The following is a 23,541-nucleotide window of genomic DNA, read 5'->3' as shown; positions in this document are numbered from 1 at the left end:
CACGCCCGTCAAGCGGCGACTCGCCAAATCTGACGCCAGCGTCATTTAGACGGCGTCGACAGAAGACGCTCGTCTACGGTGAAATTACGCAGGGAAAGACGCCAGAAAGTCGCAGTATTTTTGACGCCGACATCAAATGTGCGGCCAAAATCCCACCCTTCGGTCAATTTACCTTGGGACATTGCAGCCGTCGCTTTTCCTGAAACGGAACCACCCCTAAAGCGCCACCGGCTCGGGTTCGCAGTCCTCCCCGTCTATGCGGACCAACGAGCATTTTAGGGAGATTTCTCATGTCCAAGGCTCGGCTTATCGCGAGCGCAGCGCCCGTGGCGCTGGTTTCCATTCTGTGGGCCGCCGCCGCCCAGGCGCAGGAGGCTCCGGCCACCGTCGACGAAATCGTCGTCACCGCCCAGAAGCGCACCCAGAACCTGCAGGATGTTCCGATCGTGGTCACCACGGTCAGCGGCTCCACGCTGCGCGCCGCCGGCGTGCGCGACATCAAGGATCTGACGATCCTGACCCCCGGCCTGACCGTCACCTCGACCACCAGCTCGACCTCCACCACCGCCCGCGTCCGCGGCGTCGGCACCGTCGGTGACAACATCGGCCTGGAAAGCTCGGTCGGCGTTGTGATCGACGGCGTGTACCGTCCCCGCAACGGCGTCGGCTTCGGCGACCTGGGCGAACTGGAGCGCGTCGAAGTCCTGAAGGGTCCGCAAGGCACCCTGTTCGGCAAGAACGCCACCGCCGGCGTCATCAACGTCATCACCAAGAAGCCTGACTTCGAATTCGGCGCCGACGGCGCCCTGGAAGTCGGCAACTACGGCCTGAAGGCCCTGTCGGCGGGCGTCACCGGCGCCCTGGTCGACGACAAGGTCGCTGGCCGCCTGTTCATCACCCGTCGTGAGCGCGACGGCTTCATCGACGTCGTGACCGGCGCGGGTCCCCGCACCCAGACCGACGACAACGACCAGAACTACTGGAGCGCCCGCGCCCAGGTGCTGGTGAAGCCGACCGAAGACCTCAGCATCAACTTCTCGGCCGACTACACCAAGCGCGACGAGAACTGCTGCCTGGCCGAACAGGTCCTGAACGGCGGCGTGACCAAGATCATGGCCGTCGCCTTCCCGGGCTCGGTGGCCAATCCGGCCAACTTCGATGGCTACAAGGCCTACGCCAACCGCAGCACCAGCAAGAAGATCACCGACAAGGGCGTCTCCGCCGAAGTCGAGTATGATCTGGGCTCCCTGCAGCTGACCTCGATCTCCGCCTACCGTGAGTTCGAGACCCATTCGGCCGCCGAATCCGATCTGTCGACCGCCGACATCATCTGGAGCTCGCCGAGCTGGACCGGCACCGCCTTCAAGACCTTCAGCCAGGAACTGCGCCTGACCGGGTCGAGCGAGAAGCTGAACTGGACCGTCGGTTCGTTCTTCACCAAGGAAGACCTGACCTCGAAGGTCGGCACCCTGTACGGCGCTGACTTCGAAAAGTTCGTCGGCCTGCTGCTGTCCAGCGGCACCAACGGCGCGCTGGTCTCCCAGCTGACCGGCAATGCCGCGGGCACGACCTTCGCCAACGGCCAAGGCCAACGTGACCAGTACAACCAAAGCGAACAGTCCTTCGCTCTGTTCGGTAACGCCTCCTACAAGGTCACCGACCAACTCGAAGTGACCGGCGGCATCCGCTACACCTGGGAAAACAAGGGTGTGGACGCGTTCTACGGCAACACCGACGGCGGCAAGGGCTGCGCCACGCTCGCGGCCAAGCCGCTGCCGGCGGCTCTGATCAACGCGGTCTGCCAGACCTACCAGAACCCGAACTTCACCAACCTGACCGCCAGCCAGGACCTGTCTGAAGGCGCCCTGACCGGCACCATCAAGGCCGCCTACCGCTTCAGCCCGGAACTGATGACCTACGTGTCGTACGCCCGTGGCTACAAGGCCGGTGGCTTCAACCTGGACCGTCTGGCCTACACCTACGCCGCTGGCTCGGCGACCTCGCTGAAGCCGATCACCAAGACCGACTTCGCCAAGGAATCGGCCGACTCGTACGAAGTGGGCGTGAAGTCGACCCTGTTCGACCGTCGCCTGCTGCTGAACGGCACCGTGTTCTATCAGAAGTACACGGACTTCCAGCTGAACGCCTACAACGGCCTGGTCTTCACCGTCATCTCGGTGCCGGAAGTGATCTCGCAGGGCGTGGACGCCGACTTCATGTTCTTCCCGATCCAGGGCCTGACCCTGCAGGGCGGCGTGACCTACTCCGAAACCAGCTACACCGAGAAGGACCGTGCGGTTCTGGGCGCCACCTCGCGCCTGCCGGGCTCGCGCCTGTCCTTCGCGCCGCTGTGGTCGGGTTCGCTGGCGGTCGCCTACCAGCACGACATCGGCGAGAACCTGGTCGGTAAGGCCAGCCTGTCGGCCAAGTACACCTCGGCCTACAACACCGGTTCGGACCTGAACCCGCTGAAGACCCAGGAAGCTTTCACCCTGTGGAACGCCCGCCTGAGCCTCGGCCAGCAGGACGACAAGTGGAGCGTCGAGCTGTGGGGCCAAAACCTCACCGACGAGCACTATTACCAAGTGGCCTACGACGCGACCTACCAGTCGGGTTCGATCGGCGCCTTCCCGTCCGCGCCGCGGACCTACGGCATGACCCTGCGTCTGAAGTACTAAGTCCCAGTTCCGTCACCTCGACGGACAAGGCCCCCCGCCGGCGACGGCGGGGGGTTTTTTGTTTGTGGGCCCGGCAAAGAAAAGGCCCCTGTCCCGGGCAGGGAACAGGGGCCGGACCGAAAAGCGAGGACGCGGCTGGGGGGAGGGCCGGCCTCGTTGGGTGGGCGCTGGGGAGCGACCCGCGGCCCAGGCCCTCGGTCGGGGCCCGGACCATAAGCCGAAGGTCTAGAACTTGCGGACGTAGGACACCGACCAGGTGTTGGCGTCGGTGCTGGAGTCCTTGAAGTCGTGGCGGGTGTAGTCCGCACGCACGCCGTTCTTGTCGTCGAAGAAGTACTGGCCGCCGACGCCATAGTTCCAGGACTCGCCATCATCACTGGCCGAGGTCCCGGCCGCGGAGGCCTTGAGCTTGGTCGTGCCGTAGCCGGCGCGGACGAACAGGTCAGCATTGGGCGCCACCGGCAGGTAGCCCACGCCGTAGGCGGCGAGCTGGTGCTTTTCTTCCACCTTCACCGGCACGCCGGCGACATAGGTCTTGTCGTCATCCACGCCAAAGGCGGCCTCGCCCTCGACGCCGAGATATTGTCCGAAGCGGGCGCCCAGGCGGCCCTGGATGGCGCCGAGGTTCACGCCGTCGGCGCTGGAGGCGGCGTAACCCAGCGTGCCGTAGCCGGTCGGGGTCATGTCCTGGGCCGAAGCCATGGCGGGAGCGAGGGTCGCGGCGAAGGCGCCGGCCGCGGCGGTGGCGATGAGAGTTTTCATTTTTTGTACTCCGTACTCTTGGGTCAGCACCCCAGCGACCTCTGGATCGTCCTCAAACGCGGCGCAGCAAGGGCGGTTCGACGACAGCTCAAGGTCATTTTGTGGCGCCCGGCGCGGGTTGTTTCGGCGTCACAAGGCGGCTGACTGTGACCACAGCCGTGGTATCAACGCCGCTTCGAAGTCCCCGCCACGTCGGGGCCAAGCGCTGGAGCCTTCGCCTTGCATCACGCCGTCATCGCCGCCACCGGCCTCTACACTCCGCCGGAAAGCGTCTCCAACGCCGAGCTGGTGGAAGCCTTCAACACCTATGTGGAGCGCTTCAACGCCGCCAACGCCGAGGCGATCGAGGCCGGCCAGGTCGCCGCCCTGACCCCCTCCTCCGTCGAGTTCATCGTCAAGGCGTCGGGCATCAAGTCGCGCCACGTCGTGAACAAGTCCGGCATCGTCGACCCCGAGATCATGCGCCCGGTGATCGCCGAGCGCCCGAACGAGGAGATCTCCATCCTCGCCGAGATCGGCGTGGCCGCCGCGCGCGACGCCATCGCTCGCTGGGGCAAGGATGTCAGCCAGATCGACGCCGTGATCTGCGCCGCCTCCAACATGCAGCGCGCCTATCCGGCCATGGCCATCGAGATACAGCAGGCCCTGGGCATCGATGGCTTCGGCTACGACATGAACGTCGCCTGTTCCTCGGCGACCTTCGGCATCAAGACCGCCGCCGACTACATCGCCACCGGCTCGGCCCGCGCGGTCCTGATGGTCAATCCGGAGATCACCTCCGGCCACCTGAACTTCCGCGACCGCGACAGCCACTTCATCTTCGGCGATGTGGCCACCGCCGTGATCGTCGAGCGGGCTGAAGACGCCGCGCCCGGCCAGGGCTGGGACATCCTGGGGACCCGGCTGAAGACCGTGTTCTCCAACAACATCCGCAACAACTTCGGCTTCCTGAACCGCACGGCTCCGGAAGGAATCGGCGCGCCGGACAAGCTGTTCATCCAGGAAGGCCGCAAGGTGTTCCGCGAGGTGGTGCCGATGGTCTCGGAGATGATCGTCGACCACGCCGGCGACCTGGGCCTCGATCCCAAGGCCCTGAAGCGGCTGTGGCTGCACCAGGCCAATATCAACATGAACGACATGATCGGCCGCAAGGTGCTGGGCCGCGACCCGAGCCCGGAAGAGAACGTCATCATCCTGGACGAGTACGCCAACACCTCGTCGGCCGGCTCGATCATCGCCTTCCATACGGCCAATGACGGCTTCGCCCCCGGCGAGACCGGCCTGATCTGCTCCTTCGGCGCCGGCTACTCCGCCGGCACGGTGTTCGTGAAGAAGCGCTGATCGCTCCAGCAGCTCCCCTTCTAGGGGAGCTGCGCCGAAGGCGCTGAGGGGGCCGGCGCGCCGGCGAAGGTAGCGGGCGCGGCAGCCGCTTGCCGACGCAAGCGGCCCCCTCCGGCCCGGAGTTTACCCTCGGGCCGACCTTCGGTCGGTCCCGGGGAGGCCACCTCCCCCCGTGGGGGAGGACCTCCCCCTACTTCACCGCATCGACCTGCATCTGGGCGGCCTTCCAGTCCATGGCCTTGCGCACCCGGCCGCCGACAGACGGGTGGTCGTAGAACAGGATCTCCTCCAGCTTCGACGGCGTCGCCGCCCGGTACTCGATGGTCTTCACCAGCGCCTTGGCCAGGCCGTCGGGCTCGTTGAAGTTCTCCAGCGAGAAGGTGTCGGCGTCGGACTCGCCGATCCGCGTGATGGACACCTGCAGCGGCGTCGCCAGCAGGCCCAGCACCGCCAGCATGATCCCGATCACCGGGAAGCCGGCCGGATCGGCGACGCCCCGCACACCCTTGGCGCCCAGCAGCCGCGCAACGGGCGCGAACAGGCGGTCGACGAGGAAGAAGGCCACCAGGGCCATGGCGGCGTACATGCCCGCGAAGATGAAGATGTGGCCGCGCACATAGTGGCCCATCTCGTGGCCCACGACGCCCCGTACCTCGGCGAGGTCGGCGTCCTTCTTGAACATCACGTCGCTCATGGCGATCCGGGCGGTGGCGCCGATCCCGGCGACATTGGCCGTGTAGCGGTTGGACTGCTTGGAGCCGTCATAGATGAAGATCTTGTCCGCCGGCACGCCGACCTTGGCGGCCATGGCGACCACCTCGTCACGCACCGGTCCAGGCGGGGCTGGCTTGTAGTCGTTGAACAGCGGCATGATGAACACCGGCGCCAGAATCATCGCCACCACGAAGAAGGCCGCCACCACGCCGGAGCCCCACAGCCACCAGGTCTTGGGCGCGCGCCGCATCAGGGCGTAGAGCCCCAGCATCAGCAGGGTGGTGATGGGAATGAAGATCACAGCCGACAGCAGCTGCTCCCCCAGCCATCCGCCGAAGGGCTGGCTGGTCAGGCCATAGGCCTTTTCCCGCCACCAGTCGGAATAGACGCTCCAGGGCAGGCTGAGGATCATCTCCAACACGGCGTCGACGATCAGCACAGCAAGGGCGACCCGCACCGGCTTGGGCGCGCCCTTTTCGATGCCGTCGCGCACCTTCACCAGCACGCCGGAGCGGAGCACCAGCCAGGCCACCGCCACCGCAACGAGCGTGCCCCACAGGAGCAGCCAATGGCCGCCCTGAGTATAGGCCTGCGCCTTGGCGTGCTGGGCGGGCGTCAGCACCGCCAGATAGGCCTGCGTCGCCGCGGCCGGATCAAACTGGGCCATGCCCATCCCCCTTGAAGTCTACTTGAGAGCGAACAGGCCAGAATTCACCCGGCTTGTCAGGTTAAAAGCCGGCAAGCCAGCGCCCGCCGCTTGGGCGCCGGGGCGCAATCGGCCAGCGCCCCGCCTTGGCGGTTGCGCCCCTCCCCGGCCCTGCGCCAAATGAGCCCTCGCAGATGGAGGGACCTGGGCGATGCGGCGCTTCTTGTTGACGGCGATCTTCGCCCTGGCGGCCCAGGCCGCGGCGGCGGCCCCCTTCACCGTGACCGTGGACCTGCCCAAGGACGCTGCGCCGTCGGACGGCCGCGTGGTGCTGATGTTCTCAACCAAGGCTGAGGGCGAGCCGCGCCGCCAGGTCAGCGGCGAGACGGCGCTGAACTCGCCCTTCATGTTCGGCCTGACCGTCGATGGCCTGAAGCCCGGCCAGCCGGCGGTCTTCGACGACACCGCCTTTGGCTGGCCGGCCCGCAAGCTGTCGTCGCTGAAGCCCGGCGACTACACCGTCCAGGCGGTGTTCAACCGCTATGAGACCTACCGCCGTTCGGACGGGTCAGTGGTCAAGCTGCCGCCGGATCGGGGCGAAGGCCAGCAGTGGGCCGACAAGCCAGGCAACAACTATTCAACGCCCGTGCGCGTGCACGTCGATCCTGCCCAGGGCGGACGCATCGCCATCACCCTGGACAAGATCAACCCGCCCATCGCCGACAAGCCGGACACCGAGTGGATCAAGCATGTCCGGATCAAGAGTGAGCTTTTGAGCAAGTACTGGGGGAGGCCCACCTATCTGCGGGCCCACGTGCTGATCCCCAAGGGCTTCGCCGACCATCCGAAGGCGCGCTATCCGTTGATGGTCTATCACGGCCACTTCCCGGACGACATCGACGGCTTCCGCACCACGCCGCCGGACCCCGACCTGAAGCCCGACTATTCCGAGCGCTTCCACCTGGAGGGTTACAACCGCATCCAGCAGCAGGAGGCCTACGCCTTTTACCAGAAGTGGATCTCGCCGGACTTCCCGCGCTTCCTGGTGATCCAGATCGACCACGCCAATCCGTACTATGACGATAGCTATGCGGTGAACTCGGCCAACCTCGGCCCCTATGGCGACGCCATCAACAAGGAGCTGATCCCGGCCATCGAGAAGCAGTTCCGGGGCCTGGGCCAAGGCTGGGCCCGCTTCACCTATGGCGGCTCCACCGGCGGCTGGGAGGCCATGGCGACCCAGGTGTTCTATCCGGAGATGTACAACGGGGCCTTCGCGGCCTGTCCGGATCCCATCGACTTCCGCGCCTACACCGTCATCAACCTCTACAAGGACACCAACGCCTATGTCCTGAAGGGCGCGGCCCAGGACGTCGAGCGTCCCGCGGTGCGCAACTATCTGGGCGACATCTTCGCCACCCAACGCGACAGCAACTACCAGGAGCTGGTGCTGGGCGACAAAGGCCGCTCAGGCGGCCAGTACGACATCTGGCAGGCGGTCTATGGCCCACAAGGCCCGGACGGCTATCCGGCCCCCATCTGGGACAAGCTGACCGGCGAGATCGATCCCAAGGTCGCCGCCTATTGGCGCGAGAACTACGACCTGACCTACATCCTCAAGCGCGACTGGGCGACCCTGGGGCCGAAGGTGGCCGGCAAGCTGCACATCTATGTGGGCCTGGGCGACAACTACTTTCTGAATAACGCCGTCTACTACGCCCAGGACACCCTAGAGAGCCTGACCAATCCGGCCTGGGGCGGCGAGGTCGACTATGGCCACAAGGCCGAGCACTGCTGGAACGGCGACCACACCCAGTCCAACGCCTATTCCCGCCTGCACTACAACACCTTCTACGTCCCCAAGATCATGGACCGCATCGCCAAGACGGCGCCGGCCGGGGCTGACCTGACGAGCTGGCGGTACTGAGCTGATGATGCGCCTCGGACGCGGCGTCCTTCTCGCCGCCCTGCTCTTCGCCGGCCCGGCCTTCGCCCAGCCGCATAACCTGGTGCTGTTCGTCGCCGACGCGCTGCGGTCACAGATCGTCGACGAGACGACCGCGCCGGACCTGCAGGCCGTGCGCCGCGATGGTGTGGACTTCCGCAACAGCCACTCGCTATTCCCGACCGTGACCACGGCCAACGCCTCGGTGATCGCCACCGGTCACCGGCTGGGCGACACCGGCAATTTCGGCAACACCCTCTATGTGGGCGAGGGCTTCGCCGACGGCGCCCTGCTGGCGGCGCTGGAGAATGACGCCACCCTGGGCCACATGAACGCGCGGTTCGAGGGCAACTACCTCAACGAGGACAGCCTGCTGGCCGCCGCCCGCGCCCAGGGGTTCCAGACCGCGGTGCTGGGCAAGCTTGGCCCCGCCGCCATCCAGGACGTCACCGCCCGGGACGGGACCGCCACCCTGGTGTTCGACGACAGCACGGGCCGCCCGGGCGGCTTCCCCCTGCCCGCCGACGTGATCGCCGCGATCAAGGCCGCTGGCCTGCCGGACAAGCCGCCCGGCCGTGAGGAGAACGCCCGCCAAGGCGACTGGAAGACGCCTGGCACGATGATCACTAACAAGGCCCAGCAGGACTGGTTCGTCGCCGTCGCGCGCGAGGTGCTGCTGCCGCGCTTCAAGGCCACCGGCAAACCCTTTGTCATCATCTTCTGGTCCCGTGACCCGGACGGCACCCAGCACAATCAGGGCGACAGCCTGAACCAGCTGGTCCCGGGCGTGAACGGCCCCACCAGCCTGGCCGCCATCCGCAACGCCTCCGACGACCTGGGCGCCCTGCGCAAGGCCCTGGCGGACCAGGGGCTGGCCGGCGCGACCAATGTGGTGGTCACCGCCGACCACGGCGTTTCCGTCACCTCCAAGGCCAGCCAGACCAGCTACGCCGCGACCCTCGCCTATCCGGATGTCGCGCCCGGCCAGCTGCCGCCTGGCTTCCCGGCTATCGACCTGGCCAAGGCGCTGGACCTGCCCCTGTTCGACGCCCGGGGCGCGGCCCTGAAGCCAGAGGCCGGCCAGCACCCGCGCGGCGGCGCCCTCCTGGGCGGCGATCCCAAGGCGCCGACCATCATCCTGGCCCCCAATGGCGGGGCGGAGCACATCTACTTGCCAGGGCCGGACACCAAGGTGCTCGCTCAGCGGATCGTCGCCCACCTGACCACCCAGGACTATGTCGGGGCCCTGTTCGTCCGCGACGACCTGGGACCGATCCCCGGCGCCCTGCCGCTGAGCAAGGTGGGCCTGACCGGGGCGGCGCGGACGCCGACGCCGGCCATCACCATCAGCTTCCGAAGCTTCTCCACCGGCTGCGACCGACCCGAGGTCTGCGGGGCGGAGGTGGCGGACACCGACCTGAGCCAAGGCCAGGGCATCCACGGCGCCTTGAGCCGGCAGGACACCCACAACTTCATGGCCGCCATCGGCCCGGACTTCAAAGCCGGCTTCGTCGACCCCGCCCCGGTCAGCAACGCCGACCTGGCCATCACGCTGGCGAAGGTTCTGGAGATCGACCTGAAGGCCAAGGGCAAGGCCACTGGCCGCGTGCTGGGCGAGGCCCTGGAGGCGGACGGCAAGCCGCGCAAGTTCAAGGCCCGCAGCCTCACATCAAAGCCGGCCGCCAACGGGTTCACCACGCGGCTGGACTACCAGCTTGTGGGAAAGACGCCCTACTTCGACGCGGCCGGCGCACCGGACCGGACGATCGGGATGAAGCCTTAGGCTCCACGTCCGCTCATTTCGGCGAGGGCGGCTACCGCTCCAGCACGTTGAGCTGACGCACCGTCAGCTCCTCGACCTCAAGGCTCTTCAGCTTCACCCGGCCGACGGTCAGCCGGCCGATGGCCATGCGCCCGATGTTGAGGATCCCGAAGCTGACAACGCCCAGGGCGACGACGCCGAGCGCCGTCGCGGCCACCGCCCCGGCGCCCAGGGCCTGAGCCTTCAGCGGCTGAGCCTTGGTCGGGGCGGCGGGTTCGGTCACCGATCTTTCTCGCGTTCGCCGATGGCGGCCTGGGCCGCGGCCAGGCGGGCGATCGGCACCCGGAAGGGCGAGCAGCTCACATAGTCGAGGCCGACCTCTTCGCAGAAGCTGATCGAGGCCGGGTCGCCGCCATGCTCACCGCAGATGCCCATCTTGGCGCCCGGACGCACCACGCGGCCGCGCTCGGCGGCGATGCGGATCAGGTCGCCCACACCTTCCTGGTCCAGGCTGACGAAGGGATCCTTTTCGAAGATGCCCTTGTCGATATAGGCGTTCAGGAACCGGCCGGAGTCGTCACGACTGATGCCGAAGGTGGTCTGGGTCAGGTCGTTGGTGCCGAACGAGAAGAACTCGGCGTTCTCGGCCAGGTCGCCGGCGCGGATGGCGGCGCGCGGCAGCTCGATCATGGTGCCGACCATGTACTCGATGGTCTGGCCCTTTTCCTCCAGCACCTGCTTGGCGGTGCGGTCAGTGAGCTGGCGCAGGTAGCGCATCTCTTCGCCCTTGGCGACGAGGGGGTGCATGATCTCTGGGATCGGCGCGGCCTTGCCGCTGGCCACGATTTCGCAGGCCGCCTCAAAGATGGCGCGGACCTGCATCTCGTAGATTTCCGGGTACGAGACGCCCAGGCGGCAGCCGCGGTGGCCGAGCATGGGGTTGGTCTCATGCAGCTCCTTGGCCCGGCGCATCAGCTTCTCGGCGTTCAGGCCGGTGGCCTTGGCGACCTGGACCAGGTCCTCCTCGGTGTGCGGCAGGAACTCGTGCAGCGGCGGGTCGAGCAGGCGGATGGTGACCGGCAGCCCTTCCATGATCGTGAACAGCTCGACGAAGTCGGCGCGCTGCATCGGCAGGATCTTGGCGAGCGCCGCACGGCGCCCGGCCTCATCGTCGGCCAGGATCATCTCGCGGACGGCCGCGATCCGGTCACCGTCGAAGAACATGTGTTCGGTGCGGCAAAGCCCGATCCCCTCGGCGCCGAACTGGCGGGCGGTGCGGGCGTCCAGCGGGGTCTCGGCGTTGGCGCGGACCTTCAGGCGGCGCACCTGGTCGGCCCAGGTCATAAGGGTGGCGAAGTCACCCGACAGCTCGGGTTCGATCATCTTCACCGTGCCGGCCAGGACTTCGCCCTTGGAGCCGTCGATGGTGATGATGTCACCGGCCTTGAACACCCGGCCGCGGGCGCGGAACTCGCCCTTGGCTTCATAGATCTGGATCTCGCCGGCGCCGGAGACGCAAGGCCGGCCCATGCCGCGGGCGACGACGGCGGCGTGGCTGGTCATGCCGCCCCGGGCGGTGACGATGCCGCGGGCGGCGTGCATGCCGTGGATGTCTTCCGGGCTGGTCTCGTCGCGGACCAGGATGACGGCCTCACCGGCCGCGCCCAGACGCTCGGCCTCGTCGCTATCGAACACCACCTTGCCGGTCGCCGCGCCGGGCGAGGCTGGCAGGCCGGCGGTGATCACGTCACGGGCGCTGGTCGGGTCGATGGTCGGGTGCAGCAGCTGGTCGAGGCTGCCGGGCTCCACCCGCATCACCGCCTCTTGCTTGGTGATCAGGCCTTCGCTGGCCAGGTCCACCGCAACCTTCAGCGCCGCCTTGGCGGTCCGCTTCCCGTTGCGGGTCTGCAGCATATAGAGCCGGCCCTTTTCGACCGTGAACTCGATGTCCTGCATGTCGCGATAGTGCTGCTCCAGCTTCTCGACGACGGACTTGAACTGGGTGAAGACCTCCGGAAGCGCCTCTTCCATGGACGGCGCCTTCTCACCCATCTCCTCGCGGGCGGCGCGGGTCAGGGCCTGGGGCGTGCGAATGCCGGCCACCACGTCCTCGCCCTGGGCGTTGATCAGAAACTCGCCATAGAGGCGCGCTTCACCGGTCGAGGGATTGCGGGTGAAGGCCACGCCGGTGGCGGAGCTGTCGCCCATGTTGCCGAACACCATCGACTGCACATTCACGGCCGTGCCCCAGCTTTCCGGGATGTCGTGCATGCGGCGATAGAACTTGGCCCGCTCGTTCATCCAGCTGGCGAACACGGCGCCGATGGCGCCCCACAGCTGCTCTTGCGGGTCCTGCGGGAAGGGCTTGCCCAGCTCACGCTCGACCAGCGCCTTGTAGTCGGTGACGACCGCTTCCCAGTTCTCGGCGGTCAGGCCGGTGTCCACATAGACATCCAGCCGGTCCTTATGCTCGTCGAGGATTTCCTCGAACATGTGGTGGTCCAGGTCGAGGACCACATTCGAATACATCTGGATGAAGCGGCGATAGGAATCGAAGGCGAAGCGGCGGTCGCCCGCCAGGTCGGCCAGGCCGGCCACCGTCTGGTCGTTGAGGCCCAGGTTGAGGACGGTGTCCATCATGCCGGGCATGGAGGCCCGGGCGCCTGAGCGCACCGACACCAGCAGCGGGTTCTTGGCGTCGCCGAACACCTTGCCGGTGACCTGTTCGACCTTGGCCAGGCCGGCCTTCACCTGTTCGGCCAGCTCGGCCGGATAGGAGCGGCCATTGGCGTAGTAGTGGACGCAGGCCTCAGTGGTGATGGTGAAGCCCGGCGGCACCGGCAGGCCCAGGGACGACATCTCGGCGAGGTTCGCCCCCTTGCCGCCCAGCAGGTTTTTCATGGAGGCGTCGCCATCAGCGCCGCCGCCCCCGAACGAATAGACCCAACGCGACTTGGAAAGCGTATCGGTCGACATCGTCATATTCTCCTAGCCGTTCACCAGACTGAAGTCCGCCACCTTACCCATGGCGTCACGGACCTGAGCCAGAAGCCGAAGGCGGTTCTCACGTTCCGCCGCGACCTCAGAATTCACCAGCACCCCTTCGAAGAAGGCGTCCACAGAGGTCCGCATTCCCGACAGGGCACGCATGGCGCCTGCGAAGTCCTCATGCTGCAATGCACGCGCCACTTCGGGTTCCGCAAGGGAAATTGCGGCGACGAGCGCGGTCTCCTGCGCCGGAGCCCCGGCCATTTCCACCGGCGCGCCGCTCGGCAGGGCGCCCTTCTTCTCTTCCGCCTTGAGGATGTTGCCCGCCCGCTTGTAGCCGGCCAGCAGGTTCGTTCCGTCCTCGGTGGCCAGGAAGCTCGACAGGGCTTCCACCCGCGCGACGATCCGGCCCAGGTCGTCGTCGCCTTCGACGGCGGCTTCCACCAGGTCATGGCGAAGACCGCGGTCGCGCAGCGCGACCTTCAGGCGGTCAATGAAGAAGGCAAGCAGGTCGTCGGTGGTCCCCTCGCGCTTCACCGCCAGCAGGGCTTGAGCCTTGGCGAACACCTCGCGCAGGGACAGGCGCAGACCGCCTTCCAGCACGATGCGGATCACACCCAGCGCGGCGCGGCGCAGGGCGTAGGGATCCTTGGAGCCGGTCGGCTTTTCGTCGATGGCGAAGAAGCCGACCAGGGTGTCCAACTTCTCCGCCAGGGCCAACGCCCGGGCCACCGGCGCGACCGGGGTCTCGTCGGTCGGGCCTTGGGGCTTGTAGTGGTCGCGGATCGCCTCGGCGACCGGGGCCGGCAGTCCCTCGGCGGCGGCGTAGTAGCCGCCCATCAGGCCCTGCAGTTCGGGGAACTCGCCCACCATGCCGGTGACCAGGTCGGCCTTGCACAGTCGGCCGGCCTGCTTCGCGGCCTCGGCGTCTGCGCCCAGCAGCGGCGCCAGTTCGCCGGCGAGCGCCGTGATCCGCTCCACCCGCTCATAAAGCGTGCCCAGCTTGGCGTGGAAGGTGACGCCCTTCAGCTTCTCCAGGCGGTCGGCGAGCTTCACCTTGCGGTCTTCGTCCCAGAAGAAGCGGGCGTCGTTCAGGCGCGCGGACAGCACCCGCGCATTACCCGCCGCGATGGCCTTGCCGCCATCGCCGGCCTCGATATTGGCCACGGTGACGAAGTTGGCGGCCAGCTTGCCGGTCGCCGGGTCACGCACCGCGAAGTACTTCTGGTGGGTCCGCATCGAGGTGCGGATCACTTCCGGCGGCAGGTCCAGGAAAGCCGGGTCCATCTCGCCCAGCACCGGGGTCGGCCATTCAGCCAGGCCGCTCACCTCGTCCAGCAGCCCGTCGTCGTCGACGAGCTCCAGGTTGCGGGCGAAGCACAGGGTCTTGGCCTGCTCCAGGATCTTGGTCCGCCGGCTCTCGGGATCCAGCACCACGAAGTGCTTTTCCAGCCCCTCGGCGTACTGGTCGAAATTGCGGGCCTTGAACGGCTGGGCCGAACCCATGAACCGGTGGCCTTCGCTGGTGTCATCGGCCTCGATGCCGTCGATGGAGAACGGCACCACCTCGCCGTCAAAGACGCACAGGATGCGCTTCAGCGGCCGGACCCAGCGGAGCGCGCCATAGCCCCAGGTCATCGACTTCGGCCACGGGAAGGTGCGGACAATCTCCTCGACCATCTCGGCGACGATCTCCGGCGTCGGGCGGCCGGCGCGGTGGATGTGGGCGAACCACACACCATCCTTCTGGGTCAGCTGATCGCGGGTCAGGCCGGTCTTGCGCAGGAAGCCGTCGATGGCCTGGTCCGGCGCGCCGACCTTGGGGCCCTTCAGCTCCTCGTGCCGGTCGCCCTGGGCGGCGGGCAGGCCTTCGGCCACCAGGGTCAGGCGTCGCGGCCCGGCGAAGGTGGTCAGGGCCTCGGGCAGCAGCCCCTGGGCCGCAAGCCGGTCGCGCGCCATGCGCTCGAAGTCCCGCGCGGCCTGGGCCTGCATGCGGGCGGGGATCTCTTCAGAGAACAGTTCGATCAGAAGCTGGGGCATGACTTAAGCGTTCCCGCCTTCGTTCGCGACCCAGGCTTCGGCGCACATCTTGGTCAGGTCGCGGATGCGGCCGATATAGCTCTGGCGTTCGGCCACGGCGATCGCGCCGCGGGCGTCCATCAGGTTGAACAGGTGGCTGGCCTTCAGCACCAGATCATAGGCGGGCAGCACGGTGATCTGGCCCTGCGGCCCCCTGCCCTTGAGGATCTCCGGCGCCTGGCGCTCCATGTCCTCGAACTGACGCTTCAAGGTGTCGACATCATAGAGGTGGAAGTTGGCTTCCGACTGCTGGCGCTCGTTCTCCAGGAACACCTCGCCATAGGTCATCGGGGCCGGGCCGTCCGGATCATTGAAGGCCAGCTCGGTGAAGTGGTTCACGCCTTGGATGTACATGGCCAGGCGCTCAAGCCCGTAGGTCAGCTCGCCGGCCACCGGCGAGACGTCCAGGCCGCCGACCTGCTGGAAATAGGTGTACTGGGTGACTTCCATCCCGTCGCACCAGACTTCCCAGCCCAGGCCCCAGGCGCCCACGGTCGGGTTCTCCCAGTCATCCTCGACGAAGCGGATGTCGTGCAGGCGGGTGTCCAGGCCGATGGCGTCCAGCGAGCCCAGATAGAGCTCCTGAAGGTTCTCCGGGTTCGGCTTCAGGATCACCTGGTACTGGTAATAGTGCTGCAGCCGGTTCGGGTTCTCGCCATAGCGGCCGTCGCCCGGACGGCGCGAGGGCTGGACGTAGGCCGCCCGCCAGGGCTTCGGGCCCAGGGCGCGCAGCACCGTCGCCGGGTGGAGCGTACCCGCGCCCACCTCAACGTCATGCGGCTGCAGAATCACGCAGCCCTGACGGCTCCAATAGTCATGAAGTTTCAGGATAAGGCCCTGAAACGAGAGCGGCTTTTCGGAAGACATGAGGTGTTTGTTCGCGGGCGCAAAAAAAGTCGGCGGACCATAGGGCCCGCCGACCTCCGACTCAAGCATCCCTGACGCCGCGCGGGCGCGGGCTGAGGCTTAGTTGCCGCGCGCCTTCGAGGCCTTCCCGGCCCGCGACATCGGCTGGCCGTACTTGGCCCGGTTCTCCGGCGTATCGGCGATGGGACCGTTGGTGACGGTGGTCGTGGTCACCGTGGCGGCGACGTCCGCCCCCGCCCCCATCGCGGACGGCGCGCCCATGGCCGGATCCATCGGCGGGTTCGCCACAGCGCCGCCCATCACAGCATCGCCTTGGGCGTCATGCGCGGGCATGCCGGGCTGGCCAGGACCCGCCACGTTCGGCGCGGGCGCGGCGCTGGGCTGGCTTTGCGGGTCGGTCGCGGTCTGGGCGTGGGCGGCGCAGGCCAGGACCGACATCACAGCGGCGGTGAGGAAAAGCCGGGTTTTCATCTTCGTTGCTCCTATTGGCGGAGCCCGAAGACGAAAACCTGCGGGCTCCAGCTAGTTGGCGGCGGGCGCGGGCGCCTTGGCCGGCGACAGCACCTTGTCGATCACGTGGATGACGCCGTTCGAGACGAGCACATCGGGCTGAACGATGGCGGCGTCGTTGACTTTAAGCGTTTCGCCGCCGTCGAGTTCCACCGGCAGGCCGGCCATGGTCGGGGCCTGGCGCACGGCGCCCTTGAATTCCGAGCTCGGAACCTTGGCGTTGATCATGTGGTAGATCAGCAGCTTCTGCAGTTCCGCGCGGGCCGGCTGGGCCATGATGCGGTCAAGCTCGCCGGCCGGCAGGGCGGCGAAGGCGGCGTCGGTGGGCGCGAAGATGGTCTCGGCCTTGTTGGCCTTGATGAAGGCCGTGAGATTGGTGGCGTCGGTCGCCTTGAGGAAGATCGTGAACTGACCCGAGGCCTTCAGGGTGTCGACCGCATCGCAGGCGGCGACCACCGGGGCCGGCGCGGCGGCGGGCGCGGGCGCGGCGGCGGGAACTTGAGCAAACGCGGCGCCGGCGGTCAGGGCCAGGGCGGCGCCGGCGATCAGGGAACGGGTCAGGTACATAAAAATCCTCGCAAGGGGAGATGCGGACGAGGCCGTGCGCCAGGCCCGGCGCCCCTGTCAATGACGCCGCGCCCGTTCAGGGTCGCCTAGGGACACTTGATCCCGAAACTTGGGCGCCCTGATGACGGCGCCACGGGTTTGGGCGCCACGCCCCGCCCCCCGGAGGGGCAATCTGCACATTTCGAGGGCGGCGAAGGGCGGTTATGGCGCGTTCTTAGGCGCCTGCCGTCTTTTCCTTGATCATTCCTTACCGCACGCGGCTTCCCGGGCCGGCCCTCGCTAGCGTCGCCGTGTTGTCGGGGGCCTCCTTCCGATGGCGGACGGGAAAATTCACGGGCGCGGACACATCAGAGCCGCGTGGGAGCGAGCGGATGAAATTGATCATGGCGATCGTCAAACCCTTCAAGCTGGACGACGTGCGCGAAGCGCTTGTCGCCGCCGGCGTCGAAGGCCTGACGGTCTCGGAAGTGAAGGGCTACGGCCGTCAGAAGGGCCAGACGGAGATCTACCGGGGCGCTGAGTACCAGGTGAACTTCGTGCCGAAGGTGAAGCTCGAGGCGGTTGTCGACGACAGCGCCGCGGCCAAGGCGGTCGAAGCGGTCAAGGCCGCCGCCGCCACGGGCAAGATCGGGGACGGCAAGATCTTCGTCCTCAACGTCGAGGACGCCGTGCGCATTCGGACCGGCGAGTCCGGCACGGCCGCGCTCTGACGCGGCGCAGCGGACACATCGGGACAAGGGGATAATCACATGAAATCATTCGCACTTAAGAGGTTTGCGGGGCTCGCCTTCGCTGCCGCCATGCTGGGAGCGCCGCTGGCTGCTCCGGCCCTAGCCCAGGAGGCCCCGCCGGCCGCCGCCGCGCCCGCGGCCGAGGCTCCGGCCCCTGCCGAGGCCGCTCCGGCGCCTGAGGCCGCGCCCGCCGCGACCGAAGAAGCCGCGGGTCCGGCCCTGCTGCCGCACCAGGCCAAGCTCGAACTCGACTCGGCCGGCGCCGCGTGGATCCTCACCTCCACCGCCCTGGTCCTGCTGATGACCATTCCGGGCTTGGCCCTGTTCTACGGCGGCATGGTGCGTCGCAAGAACATCATCGCCACGGTGACCCAGTCCTTCGCCATCACCTGCCTGGTGACGGTGATCTGGATGGCCTTCACCTACAGCCTGGCCTTCGGCGTCAACGAGAACGAAGCGCTGAACGCCTACATCGGCAGCTTCCACGTGTTCTTCCTGAACGGCGTGACCACCGAGACGGCGTTCTCGGCGGCCAAGGGCCTGCCGGAGATGCTGTGGATCGTCTACCAGATGACCTTCGCGATCATCACCCCGGCCCTGATCGCCGGCGCCTTCGCCGAGCGTATGAAGTTCTCGGGCATGCTGCTGTTCATGACCCTGTGGTCGATCTTCGTCTACGCCCCGGTCTGTCACTGGGTGTGGGGCGGCGGCTTCCTGTCCAAGATGGGCGTCCTCGACTTCGCGGGCGGCACCGTGGTCCACATCAACGCCGGCGTCGCGGGCCTGATGTGCGCCCTCTTCATGGGCAAGCGTAAGGGCTACGGCTCGGAGAACATGGCTCCTTCCAACCTCGTCTACACCATGATCGGCGCCTCGCTGCTGTGGGTGGGCTGGTTCGGCTTCAACGCCGGTTCGGAATGGGCTGCTGACGGCATCGCCGCCGCCGCCATGCTGAACACCCAAGTCGCCACCGCCGCTGCGGCCCTGGCCTGGATGGTTGTCGAGTGGGTCGAGCGCAAGAAGCCCGGCATGCTGGGCCTGGCCTCCGGCGCCGTCGCCGGCCTGGTCGCCATCACCCCGGCCGCCGGCTTCGTGAACCCGCAAGGCGCGCTGATCATCGGCGTCGTCGCTGGCGCGGTCTGCTACGTCGGCGCGGTGTGGCTGAAGAAGATCTTCAAGTACGACGACAGCCTCGACGCCTTCGGCGTGCACGGCATCGGCGGCATCGCCGGGGCCCTGCTCACCGGTGTCCTGGCCGACCCGTCGATCAACTCCCTGGGCGAGGGCCACAGCATCGTGACCCAAGCCAAGGGCGTGGTGATCACCATGGCCTGGACCGCCATCGCCACCCTGGTGATCCTGGTGATCTGCAAGTTCACCACCGGCCTTCGGGTTTCCGAAGAAGCCGAAGTGGAGGGCCTGGACATCGCGCTGCACGGCGAAGCCCTGCACGAATAGTCCAAGTGAGACTGGAGAGTTGGGAGCGGGGGTCCTTCGGGGCCCCCGTTTTCATTTGGGAGATCAGGCCCAGGGTCCGCCCAGGCGGCACCGTTCGACCCACCAGTCCGGCCGCATCGCCTCCAGGCGCTCGGCTAGGGTCTCGGCCTCATAGTCTCCGGCGCACAGGGCGAAGCAGGTCGCGCCCGATCCCGACATGCGCGCGAACAGGGTCTCGGGCTCGCCCGCCAGGACTTCCAGCACGTCGGCGACCTGGGGCGCCAGGGCCAGGGCCGGCGGCTCCAGGTCATTGCGGGTCTGGGCCAGCCAGCCGGCCAGTTCCTCCACGCTCTCGAAGGCTTCCGGCATCGGCGGCGGCGTCACGGCGGAGAACCGCCCCGCAGCGTCGAAAGCGCGATAGACCGCAGGCGTTGAGACCGCGACGCCCGGATTGACCAGCACCGCATCCATCACCGGCAGGCCCGGCGCCGCCGACAGCCGCTCTCCCCGCCCCTCAGCCAGCACAGGCCGGCCCCAGAGGCAGGCCGCGCCGTCAGCGCCAAGGCTGGCCGCCACCGCTTCGAGGTCTCTGTCAGACAGGTCCGGCGCCCAGGCTTCGCGCAGCAGCCGCAAGGCCGCGCCAGCGTCGCTGGAGCCGCCGCCCAGGCCCGCGGCCACCGGCAAACGCTTGTCGAGGATCAGCCCAGGAACCTCGCGACCGCCCAGCCGCCCTGCCAGGGCGCGGGCGGCGCGCAGAACGAGGTTGTCCCCCTCGCCCTCCAGGGCCGGTCCATAAGGTCCGCCCAGCCGGAAACCCGGCGCCTCGGTCACGCCCACCCGGTCGCCGATATCGGCGAACACCATCAGGCTGCACAGCGGATGGTAGCCATCAGGCGCGGGCGCGCCGACGTGCAGGAACAGGTTGATCTTGGCCGGGGCGAGGGTCTCGGCGGTCATGGACGCCCCGCCCTACTGCTTGGCGACCTGGGCCGGCGGCGGCGCGGGCGGCAGGCCGCCGGCCGCCACCTTGGCCTCCACCGCGGCCTTCAGCTTCGGATCGGGATCCAGGGTCAGGACACGCTTCCACTGGAACAACGCCTCGTCGCGCCGCCCGACCCGCCAATAGGCGTCGCCCAGGTGATCATTGATGTCCGGCTCGCCGGCCGACAATTCCACGGCGCTCTCAAGGGTCTCGACGGCCTTCTTGTAGTCGCCCAGCCGGTAATAGGCCCAGCCCAGGCTGTCGACCATGGCGCCGGAGCGCGGGTTCTCACCCACCGCCCGCTGGACCATGCCCAGGGCTTCGTCCAGGCGCTGCCCCCGGTCGATCCAGGAATAACCGAGATAGTTCAAGAGTTCCGGATCATCCGGCCGCAGCTTCAGGGCCGCCTGCAGGTCAGCCTCGCCCTTGGTCCAGTCGCCGGCCTGATCATAGGCCACCCCGCGGGCGTAGAGCAGGCGCCAGTCCGGCTGCGGCCCCATCACCCGGCTGAGCACCTCGGCGGACTCACCGAACTTCTCATTGGCCCGCAGCAGGTCGGCCAGGGTCACCTGGGCGTCCGTGCCGCCCCGCGCCGCCGCCTGGCGGGCCAGGTTCAGCGCGGTCTCGCCGTCACCGGCCGACTGATAGCTCCAGGCCAACTTGGCCTGGGCGGCGTCATATTCCGGCGAGCCGGCCTTCGGGCGGGCATAGGCGGCGCGGGCCGCCTCGAGGTCGCCGGCGGCCTGCATCATGTCGCCGACCATCAGCCAGGCTTCATTGCGCTGGGGATCCAGGCGCAGGGCGAGCCGCAGATAGGCCAGGCTGTTCTGGTTCTGCCGGGCGGCCATCATGCTGGCGGCCGGGGCGATCAGGGCGGCGGCCGCCCCTTCCTTGAGGGCGACGGCCGCAGGCGCCGCCTTGCTGGCGGCGGCCCGGGCGCGCGCGGTCAGCAGCGCCTGGTTCTGGGGCGCGCTGGCCAAGCCTTTGTCATAGATGGCGATGGCGTCGGCGCGCCGGCCCCGGCGCTCCAGGAAGCCGCCATAGGCCAGCACCGGCATGTCGCCCGGGTCATCGATCCCGGTCAGGGTCTTGTAGTCCGTCTCCGCCTCATCGTAGCGGCGCGCCCGTTCATAGAGCGCCGCCTGGCCCAGGAGACCGAAGAACTCAACGACCTTGTCGTTGCGGATGGTCGGCCGGACCAGCGCCCCCTCCTGGTCCCCAGCCATCGCCGCCGCCCAGGGCGACATCAGGGCGCCGACCTGCCGATGCAGGTAGCCGACGCTCTCAGGCTTCAGAAGCGGCGGGGCAAGCTTGGGCTTGCCGGACGCCATGGCCTCGACGGCCTGGGTCAGCCGGCCCAGGCGCTTGGTGGCGTCAGACGCATTGGGGCCGCTGGGCGCCATGGCCGCGGCGCGGGGAATATCGCCAGACAGGAGGGCCGCGGTGAAGGCCCGCTCGGAAAGCATGCCCTCGTCGTCGGCGTCCCCGGCGGCCGCCTGGTCGAAGTAGGCCGAGGCCTGCTGGCTGCGCCCATCGTTCAGCGCCCCCTGCCCGGCCAGGAACAGGCCGTAGGGCGAGCTGGGGCCAGGGTTCAGCTCCTCGAACGCCTGGTCGCTGGGCGAGGCGCAGGCGGCGAGTAGGACCAGCGGGATGGCGAGGCCGGCGAGCGGCAGGGCGGAGCGGCGCATGGACGGAATCTCTGCGGTTTCCAGGCGGGCCGCAAGCACGACCGCCATAACGTCCCAGCCTTGGCCGGGAATTCCGCCTTTTCCAGGACGGAATTCCCGTTTGGCCGCTTACATGTTGGGATAGTTCGGGCCGTCGCCGCCCTGCGGCGTGGTCCAGTTGATGTTCTGCGACGGATCTTTGATGTCGCAGGTCTTGCAGTGGACGCAGTTCTGGAAGTTGATCTGGAACTTCGGGTTCTGGCCCTGCTCGTCGTAAAGCACCTCGTAGACGCCCGCGGGGCAGAACAGCCGCGCCGGCTCGCCATACTTGGGCAGGTTCACCTCGATCGGAACCGACGGATCCTTCAGCTTCAGGTGCGCCGGCTGGTTCTCGTCGTGGTTGGTCGAGGACAGGAACACAGAGGACAGCTTGTCGAAGCTGATCACGCCGTCGGGCTTCGGATAGACGATCGGCTTGTAGTCCTTGGCCAGGCCCGTGGAGGCGGCGTCGGTCTTGCCGTGCTTCAGCGTGCCCCACGGCGACCAGCCGCCGAACCAGTTGGCCATGATCGCGTCGATGCCGCCCAGGACCAGGCCTGGCACGGTGCCGAACTTCGACCACAGCGGCTTGAAGTTGCGGACGGCCTTCAGCTCCTTGGCGATCCAGGAGCCGTTGTAGGCCTCTTCGTACGACGTCAGCTCATCGCCGCTGCGCCCGCCCTGGATGGCTTCGAAGGCGGCCTCGGCGGCCAGCATGCCCGACTTCACGGCGTTATGGCTGCCCTTGATGCGCGGCACGTTGACCATGCCCGCCGAGCAGCCCAGCAGCACGCCGCCCGGGAAGTACAGCTGCGGCAGCGACTGGTAGCCGCCCTCGGTGATGGCGCGGGCGCCATAGGCGATACGCTTGCCGCCTTCCAGGTAGGGGCGGATCGACGGGTGTTGCTTGAAGCGCTGGAACTCGTCGAAGGGCGAGATGAAGGGGTTCTTGTAATTCAGGTGCACCACGAAGCCGATGGCCACGTAGTTATCCCCGAAGTGGTACATGAAGCTGCCGCCGCCGGTCTGGTTGTCCAGGGGCCAGCCGAAGGTGTGCTGGGTCAGGCCGGACTCGAAGTTCGCGTCAGGAACCTGCCACAGCTCCTTGATCCCGATGCCGAACTTCTGCGCGTCCTTGCCGTCCTGCAGGTTGAACTTGGCTTGGAGTTGCTTGGACAGGGACCCGCGCACGCCTTCGCCGATGAAGGTGTACTTGGCGTGCAGCTCGATGCCCGGCTGGTAGTCGCCGGTGGGCTCGCCGTCCTTGCCGATGCCGAACACGCCGGCCACGACGCCCTTCACCGAGCCGTCCTCGTTATAGACGACCTCGGAGGCGGCCATGCCGGGATAGATCTCGACGCCAAGGGCCTCGGCGTGCTGGCCGAGCCAGCGGCAGACATTGCCCAGGCTGGCGATGTAGTTGCCGTGGTTCAGCATCCACTTGGGGAACGGCGCCCAGCTGATGTCCAGCTCGCCCTGCGGGCCCAGCATCAGGAACTTGTCGCGGGTGACCGCGGTCTCCAGCGGAACGCCCAGTTCCTTCCAGTTCGGCAGCAGCTCGGAAATGCCCTTCGGGTCGATCACCGCGCCGGACAGGATGTGGGCGCCCACTTCGGAGCCCTTTTCCAGCACAGCGACGGAGATTTCGGTCCCGGCGGCTTCGGCCAGTTGTTTCAGGCGGATGGCGGCCGACAGGCCCGAGGGCCCGGCGCCCACGATGACGACGTCGTATTCCATCGCTTCGCGTTCGACGACTTCGCTCATATCCCCTCAAGCTCCCGTTGGCTTCCTTGCGCCGGGTGGCGCATGTGAAGCGGCGTTGATCC

At 67.6% G+C, this 23,541-nt stretch carries 17 protein-coding genes; 6 read left to right on the top strand and 11 right to left on the bottom strand.

Annotated elements, in window-relative coordinates; all coding sequences use genetic code 11:
• The first annotated feature begins 290 nt into the window (after positions 1-290).
• On the top strand, positions 291-2,678 hold the full coding sequence (locus ACFQ27_RS04450; protein ID WP_377352759.1) for a TonB-dependent receptor: 2,388 nt from the start codon (positions 291-293) through the stop codon (positions 2,676-2,678).
• 225 nt (positions 2,679-2,903) lie between these two features.
• On the opposite strand, the gene ACFQ27_RS04445 is transcribed toward ACFQ27_RS04450, so the two are convergent.
• The gene (locus ACFQ27_RS04445) at positions 2,904-3,440 is read right to left on the bottom strand and encodes a porin family protein (RefSeq protein ID WP_374346440.1); all 537 of its coding nucleotides are present in this window, start codon (positions 3,438-3,440) and stop codon (positions 2,904-2,906) included.
• Between the two features lie 219 nt (positions 3,441-3,659).
• Here ACFQ27_RS04445 and ACFQ27_RS04440 point away from each other — a divergent pair, with 219 nt between their 5' ends.
• On the top strand, positions 3,660-4,781 hold the full coding sequence (locus ACFQ27_RS04440; protein WP_374346439.1) for a beta-ketoacyl-ACP synthase III: 1,122 nt from the start codon (positions 3,660-3,662) through the stop codon (positions 4,779-4,781).
• A gap of 190 nt (positions 4,782-4,971) precedes the next feature.
• Here ACFQ27_RS04440 and ACFQ27_RS04435 read toward each other — a convergent pair whose 3' ends face one another.
• Entirely contained in the window at positions 4,972-6,162 is a 1,191-nt protein-coding gene (locus tag ACFQ27_RS04435) for a M48 family metallopeptidase (protein WP_377352758.1), read from the bottom strand.
• Positions 6,163-6,352: 190 nt separating this feature from the next.
• On the opposite strand from ACFQ27_RS04435, the gene ACFQ27_RS04430 reads away from it, so the two are divergent.
• Complete coding sequence (locus tag ACFQ27_RS04430; RefSeq protein WP_377352757.1) at positions 6,353-8,068, top strand: hypothetical protein; 1,716 nt, start codon at positions 6,353-6,355, stop codon at positions 8,066-8,068.
• Between the two features lie 7 nt (positions 8,069-8,075).
• Positions 8,076-9,869: an alkaline phosphatase family protein gene (locus ACFQ27_RS04425; protein WP_377352756.1), complete on the top strand. Its 1,794-nt coding sequence runs from the start codon at positions 8,076-8,078 to the stop codon at positions 9,867-9,869.
• A gap of 31 nt (positions 9,870-9,900) precedes the next feature.
• On the opposite strand, the gene ACFQ27_RS04420 is transcribed toward ACFQ27_RS04425, so the two are convergent.
• The 6 genes from ACFQ27_RS04420 to ACFQ27_RS04395 all read right to left on the bottom strand — a co-directional run bounded on the left by ACFQ27_RS04420 (position 9,901) and on the right by ACFQ27_RS04395 (position 16,859).
• The gene (locus ACFQ27_RS04420; RefSeq protein ID WP_374346435.1) at positions 9,901-10,131 is read right to left on the bottom strand and encodes a hypothetical protein; all 231 of its coding nucleotides are present in this window, start codon (positions 10,129-10,131) and stop codon (positions 9,901-9,903) included.
• A complete protein-coding gene (gene ppdK, locus ACFQ27_RS04415) occupies positions 10,128-12,824 on the bottom strand; it encodes a pyruvate, phosphate dikinase (protein WP_377352755.1) in 2,697 nt (898 codons plus the stop codon). Before ppdK ends, ACFQ27_RS04420 begins: the two co-directional genes overlap by 4 nt.
• 12 nt (positions 12,825-12,836) lie before the next feature.
• Complete coding sequence (glyS, locus tag ACFQ27_RS04410) at positions 12,837-14,876, bottom strand: glycine--tRNA ligase subunit beta (RefSeq protein ID WP_377352754.1); 2,040 nt, start codon at positions 14,874-14,876, stop codon at positions 12,837-12,839.
• Between the two features lie 3 nt (positions 14,877-14,879).
• The gene (locus tag ACFQ27_RS04405) at positions 14,880-15,782 is read right to left on the bottom strand and encodes a glycine--tRNA ligase subunit alpha (protein WP_374346432.1); all 903 of its coding nucleotides are present in this window, start codon (positions 15,780-15,782) and stop codon (positions 14,880-14,882) included.
• Positions 15,783-15,881: 99 nt separating this feature from the next.
• Positions 15,882-16,253, bottom strand: a complete 372-nt coding sequence (locus tag ACFQ27_RS04400) for a hypothetical protein (RefSeq protein WP_377352753.1) — start codon at positions 16,251-16,253, stop codon at positions 15,882-15,884.
• A 51-nt stretch (positions 16,254-16,304) separates the two neighbouring features.
• On the bottom strand, positions 16,305-16,859 hold the full coding sequence (locus ACFQ27_RS04395) for a fasciclin domain-containing protein (RefSeq protein WP_377352752.1): 555 nt from the start codon (positions 16,857-16,859) through the stop codon (positions 16,305-16,307).
• A gap of 371 nt (positions 16,860-17,230) precedes the next feature.
• Between ACFQ27_RS04395 and ACFQ27_RS04390 the strand changes: the two genes are divergently transcribed.
• Together ACFQ27_RS04390 and ACFQ27_RS04385 are read left to right on the top strand one after the other, a co-directional pair.
• Positions 17,231-17,569 (top strand): P-II family nitrogen regulator, encoded by a 339-nt coding sequence (locus ACFQ27_RS04390; RefSeq protein WP_215339866.1) that lies wholly within the window; start codon positions 17,231-17,233, stop codon positions 17,567-17,569.
• A 39-nt stretch (positions 17,570-17,608) separates the two neighbouring features.
• Positions 17,609-19,048, top strand: a complete 1,440-nt coding sequence (locus ACFQ27_RS04385; RefSeq protein ID WP_377352751.1) for an ammonium transporter — start codon at positions 17,609-17,611, stop codon at positions 19,046-19,048.
• Positions 19,049-19,111: 63 nt separating this feature from the next.
• Here ACFQ27_RS04385 and ACFQ27_RS04380 read toward each other — a convergent pair whose 3' ends face one another.
• From ACFQ27_RS04380 to ACFQ27_RS04370, 3 genes are read right to left on the bottom strand one after another with little or no spacing between them, the layout of a single operon-like run.
• Entirely contained in the window at positions 19,112-19,984 is an 873-nt protein-coding gene (locus tag ACFQ27_RS04380; RefSeq protein ID WP_377352750.1) for a 4-(cytidine 5'-diphospho)-2-C-methyl-D-erythritol kinase, read from the bottom strand.
• Positions 19,985-19,996: 12 nt separating this feature from the next.
• Positions 19,997-21,745 carry a tetratricopeptide repeat protein gene (locus ACFQ27_RS04375; RefSeq protein WP_377352749.1) on the bottom strand — a complete coding sequence of 583 codons (1,749 nt, stop codon included), beginning with the start codon at positions 21,743-21,745 and terminating at the stop codon, positions 19,997-19,999.
• Positions 21,746-21,805: 60 nt separating this feature from the next.
• Positions 21,806-23,479: an electron transfer flavoprotein-ubiquinone oxidoreductase gene (locus ACFQ27_RS04370; protein ID WP_377352748.1), complete on the bottom strand. Its 1,674-nt coding sequence runs from the start codon at positions 23,477-23,479 to the stop codon at positions 21,806-21,808.
• Positions 23,480-23,541 lie beyond the last annotated feature (62 nt).

It is taken from the genome of Phenylobacterium conjunctum (assembly GCF_042679085.1).
Taxonomy (GTDB): domain Bacteria; phylum Pseudomonadota; class Alphaproteobacteria; order Caulobacterales; family Caulobacteraceae; genus Phenylobacterium; species Phenylobacterium conjunctum.
The sequence above is the reverse complement of the archived record's forward strand: the minus strand, read 5'-3'. Positions and strand labels throughout refer to the sequence as shown.

What these genes read in the sequence shown, in the direction of transcription:
- ACFQ27_RS04395 (WP_377352752.1), bottom strand. Translation starts at nt 16,859, where the DNA reads ATGTACCTGACCCGTTCCCTGATCGCCGGCGCCGCCCTGGCCCTGACC.
- ACFQ27_RS04405 (WP_374346432.1), bottom strand. Translation starts at nt 15,782, where the DNA reads ATGTCTTCCGAAAAGCCGCTCTCGTTTCAGGGCCTTATCCTGAAACTT.
- ACFQ27_RS04370 (WP_377352748.1), bottom strand. Translation starts at nt 23,479, where the DNA reads ATGAGCGAAGTCGTCGAACGCGAAGCGATGGAATACGACGTCGTCATC.
- ACFQ27_RS04400 (WP_377352753.1), bottom strand. Translation starts at nt 16,253, where the DNA reads ATGAAAACCCGGCTTTTCCTCACCGCCGCTGTGATGTCGGTCCTGGCC.
- ACFQ27_RS04385 (WP_377352751.1), top strand. Translation starts at nt 17,609, where the DNA reads ATGAAATCATTCGCACTTAAGAGGTTTGCGGGGCTCGCCTTCGCTGCC.
- ACFQ27_RS04430 (WP_377352757.1), top strand. Translation starts at nt 6,353, where the DNA reads ATGCGGCGCTTCTTGTTGACGGCGATCTTCGCCCTGGCGGCCCAGGCC.
- ACFQ27_RS04425 (WP_377352756.1), top strand. Translation starts at nt 8,076, where the DNA reads ATGCGCCTCGGACGCGGCGTCCTTCTCGCCGCCCTGCTCTTCGCCGGC.
- ACFQ27_RS04450 (WP_377352759.1), top strand. Translation starts at nt 291, where the DNA reads ATGTCCAAGGCTCGGCTTATCGCGAGCGCAGCGCCCGTGGCGCTGGTT.
- glyS (WP_377352754.1), bottom strand. Translation starts at nt 14,876, where the DNA reads ATGCCCCAGCTTCTGATCGAACTGTTCTCTGAAGAGATCCCCGCCCGC.
- ACFQ27_RS04380 (WP_377352750.1), bottom strand. Translation starts at nt 19,984, where the DNA reads ATGACCGCCGAGACCCTCGCCCCGGCCAAGATCAACCTGTTCCTGCAC.
- ACFQ27_RS04445 (WP_374346440.1), bottom strand. Translation starts at nt 3,440, where the DNA reads ATGAAAACTCTCATCGCCACCGCCGCGGCCGGCGCCTTCGCCGCGACC.
- ppdK (WP_377352755.1), bottom strand. Translation starts at nt 12,824, where the DNA reads ATGTCGACCGATACGCTTTCCAAGTCGCGTTGGGTCTATTCGTTCGGG.
- ACFQ27_RS04390 (WP_215339866.1), top strand. Translation starts at nt 17,231, where the DNA reads ATGAAATTGATCATGGCGATCGTCAAACCCTTCAAGCTGGACGACGTG.
- ACFQ27_RS04375 (WP_377352749.1), bottom strand. Translation starts at nt 21,745, where the DNA reads ATGGCGGTCGTGCTTGCGGCCCGCCTGGAAACCGCAGAGATTCCGTCC.
- ACFQ27_RS04435 (WP_377352758.1), bottom strand. Translation starts at nt 6,162, where the DNA reads ATGGCCCAGTTTGATCCGGCCGCGGCGACGCAGGCCTATCTGGCGGTG.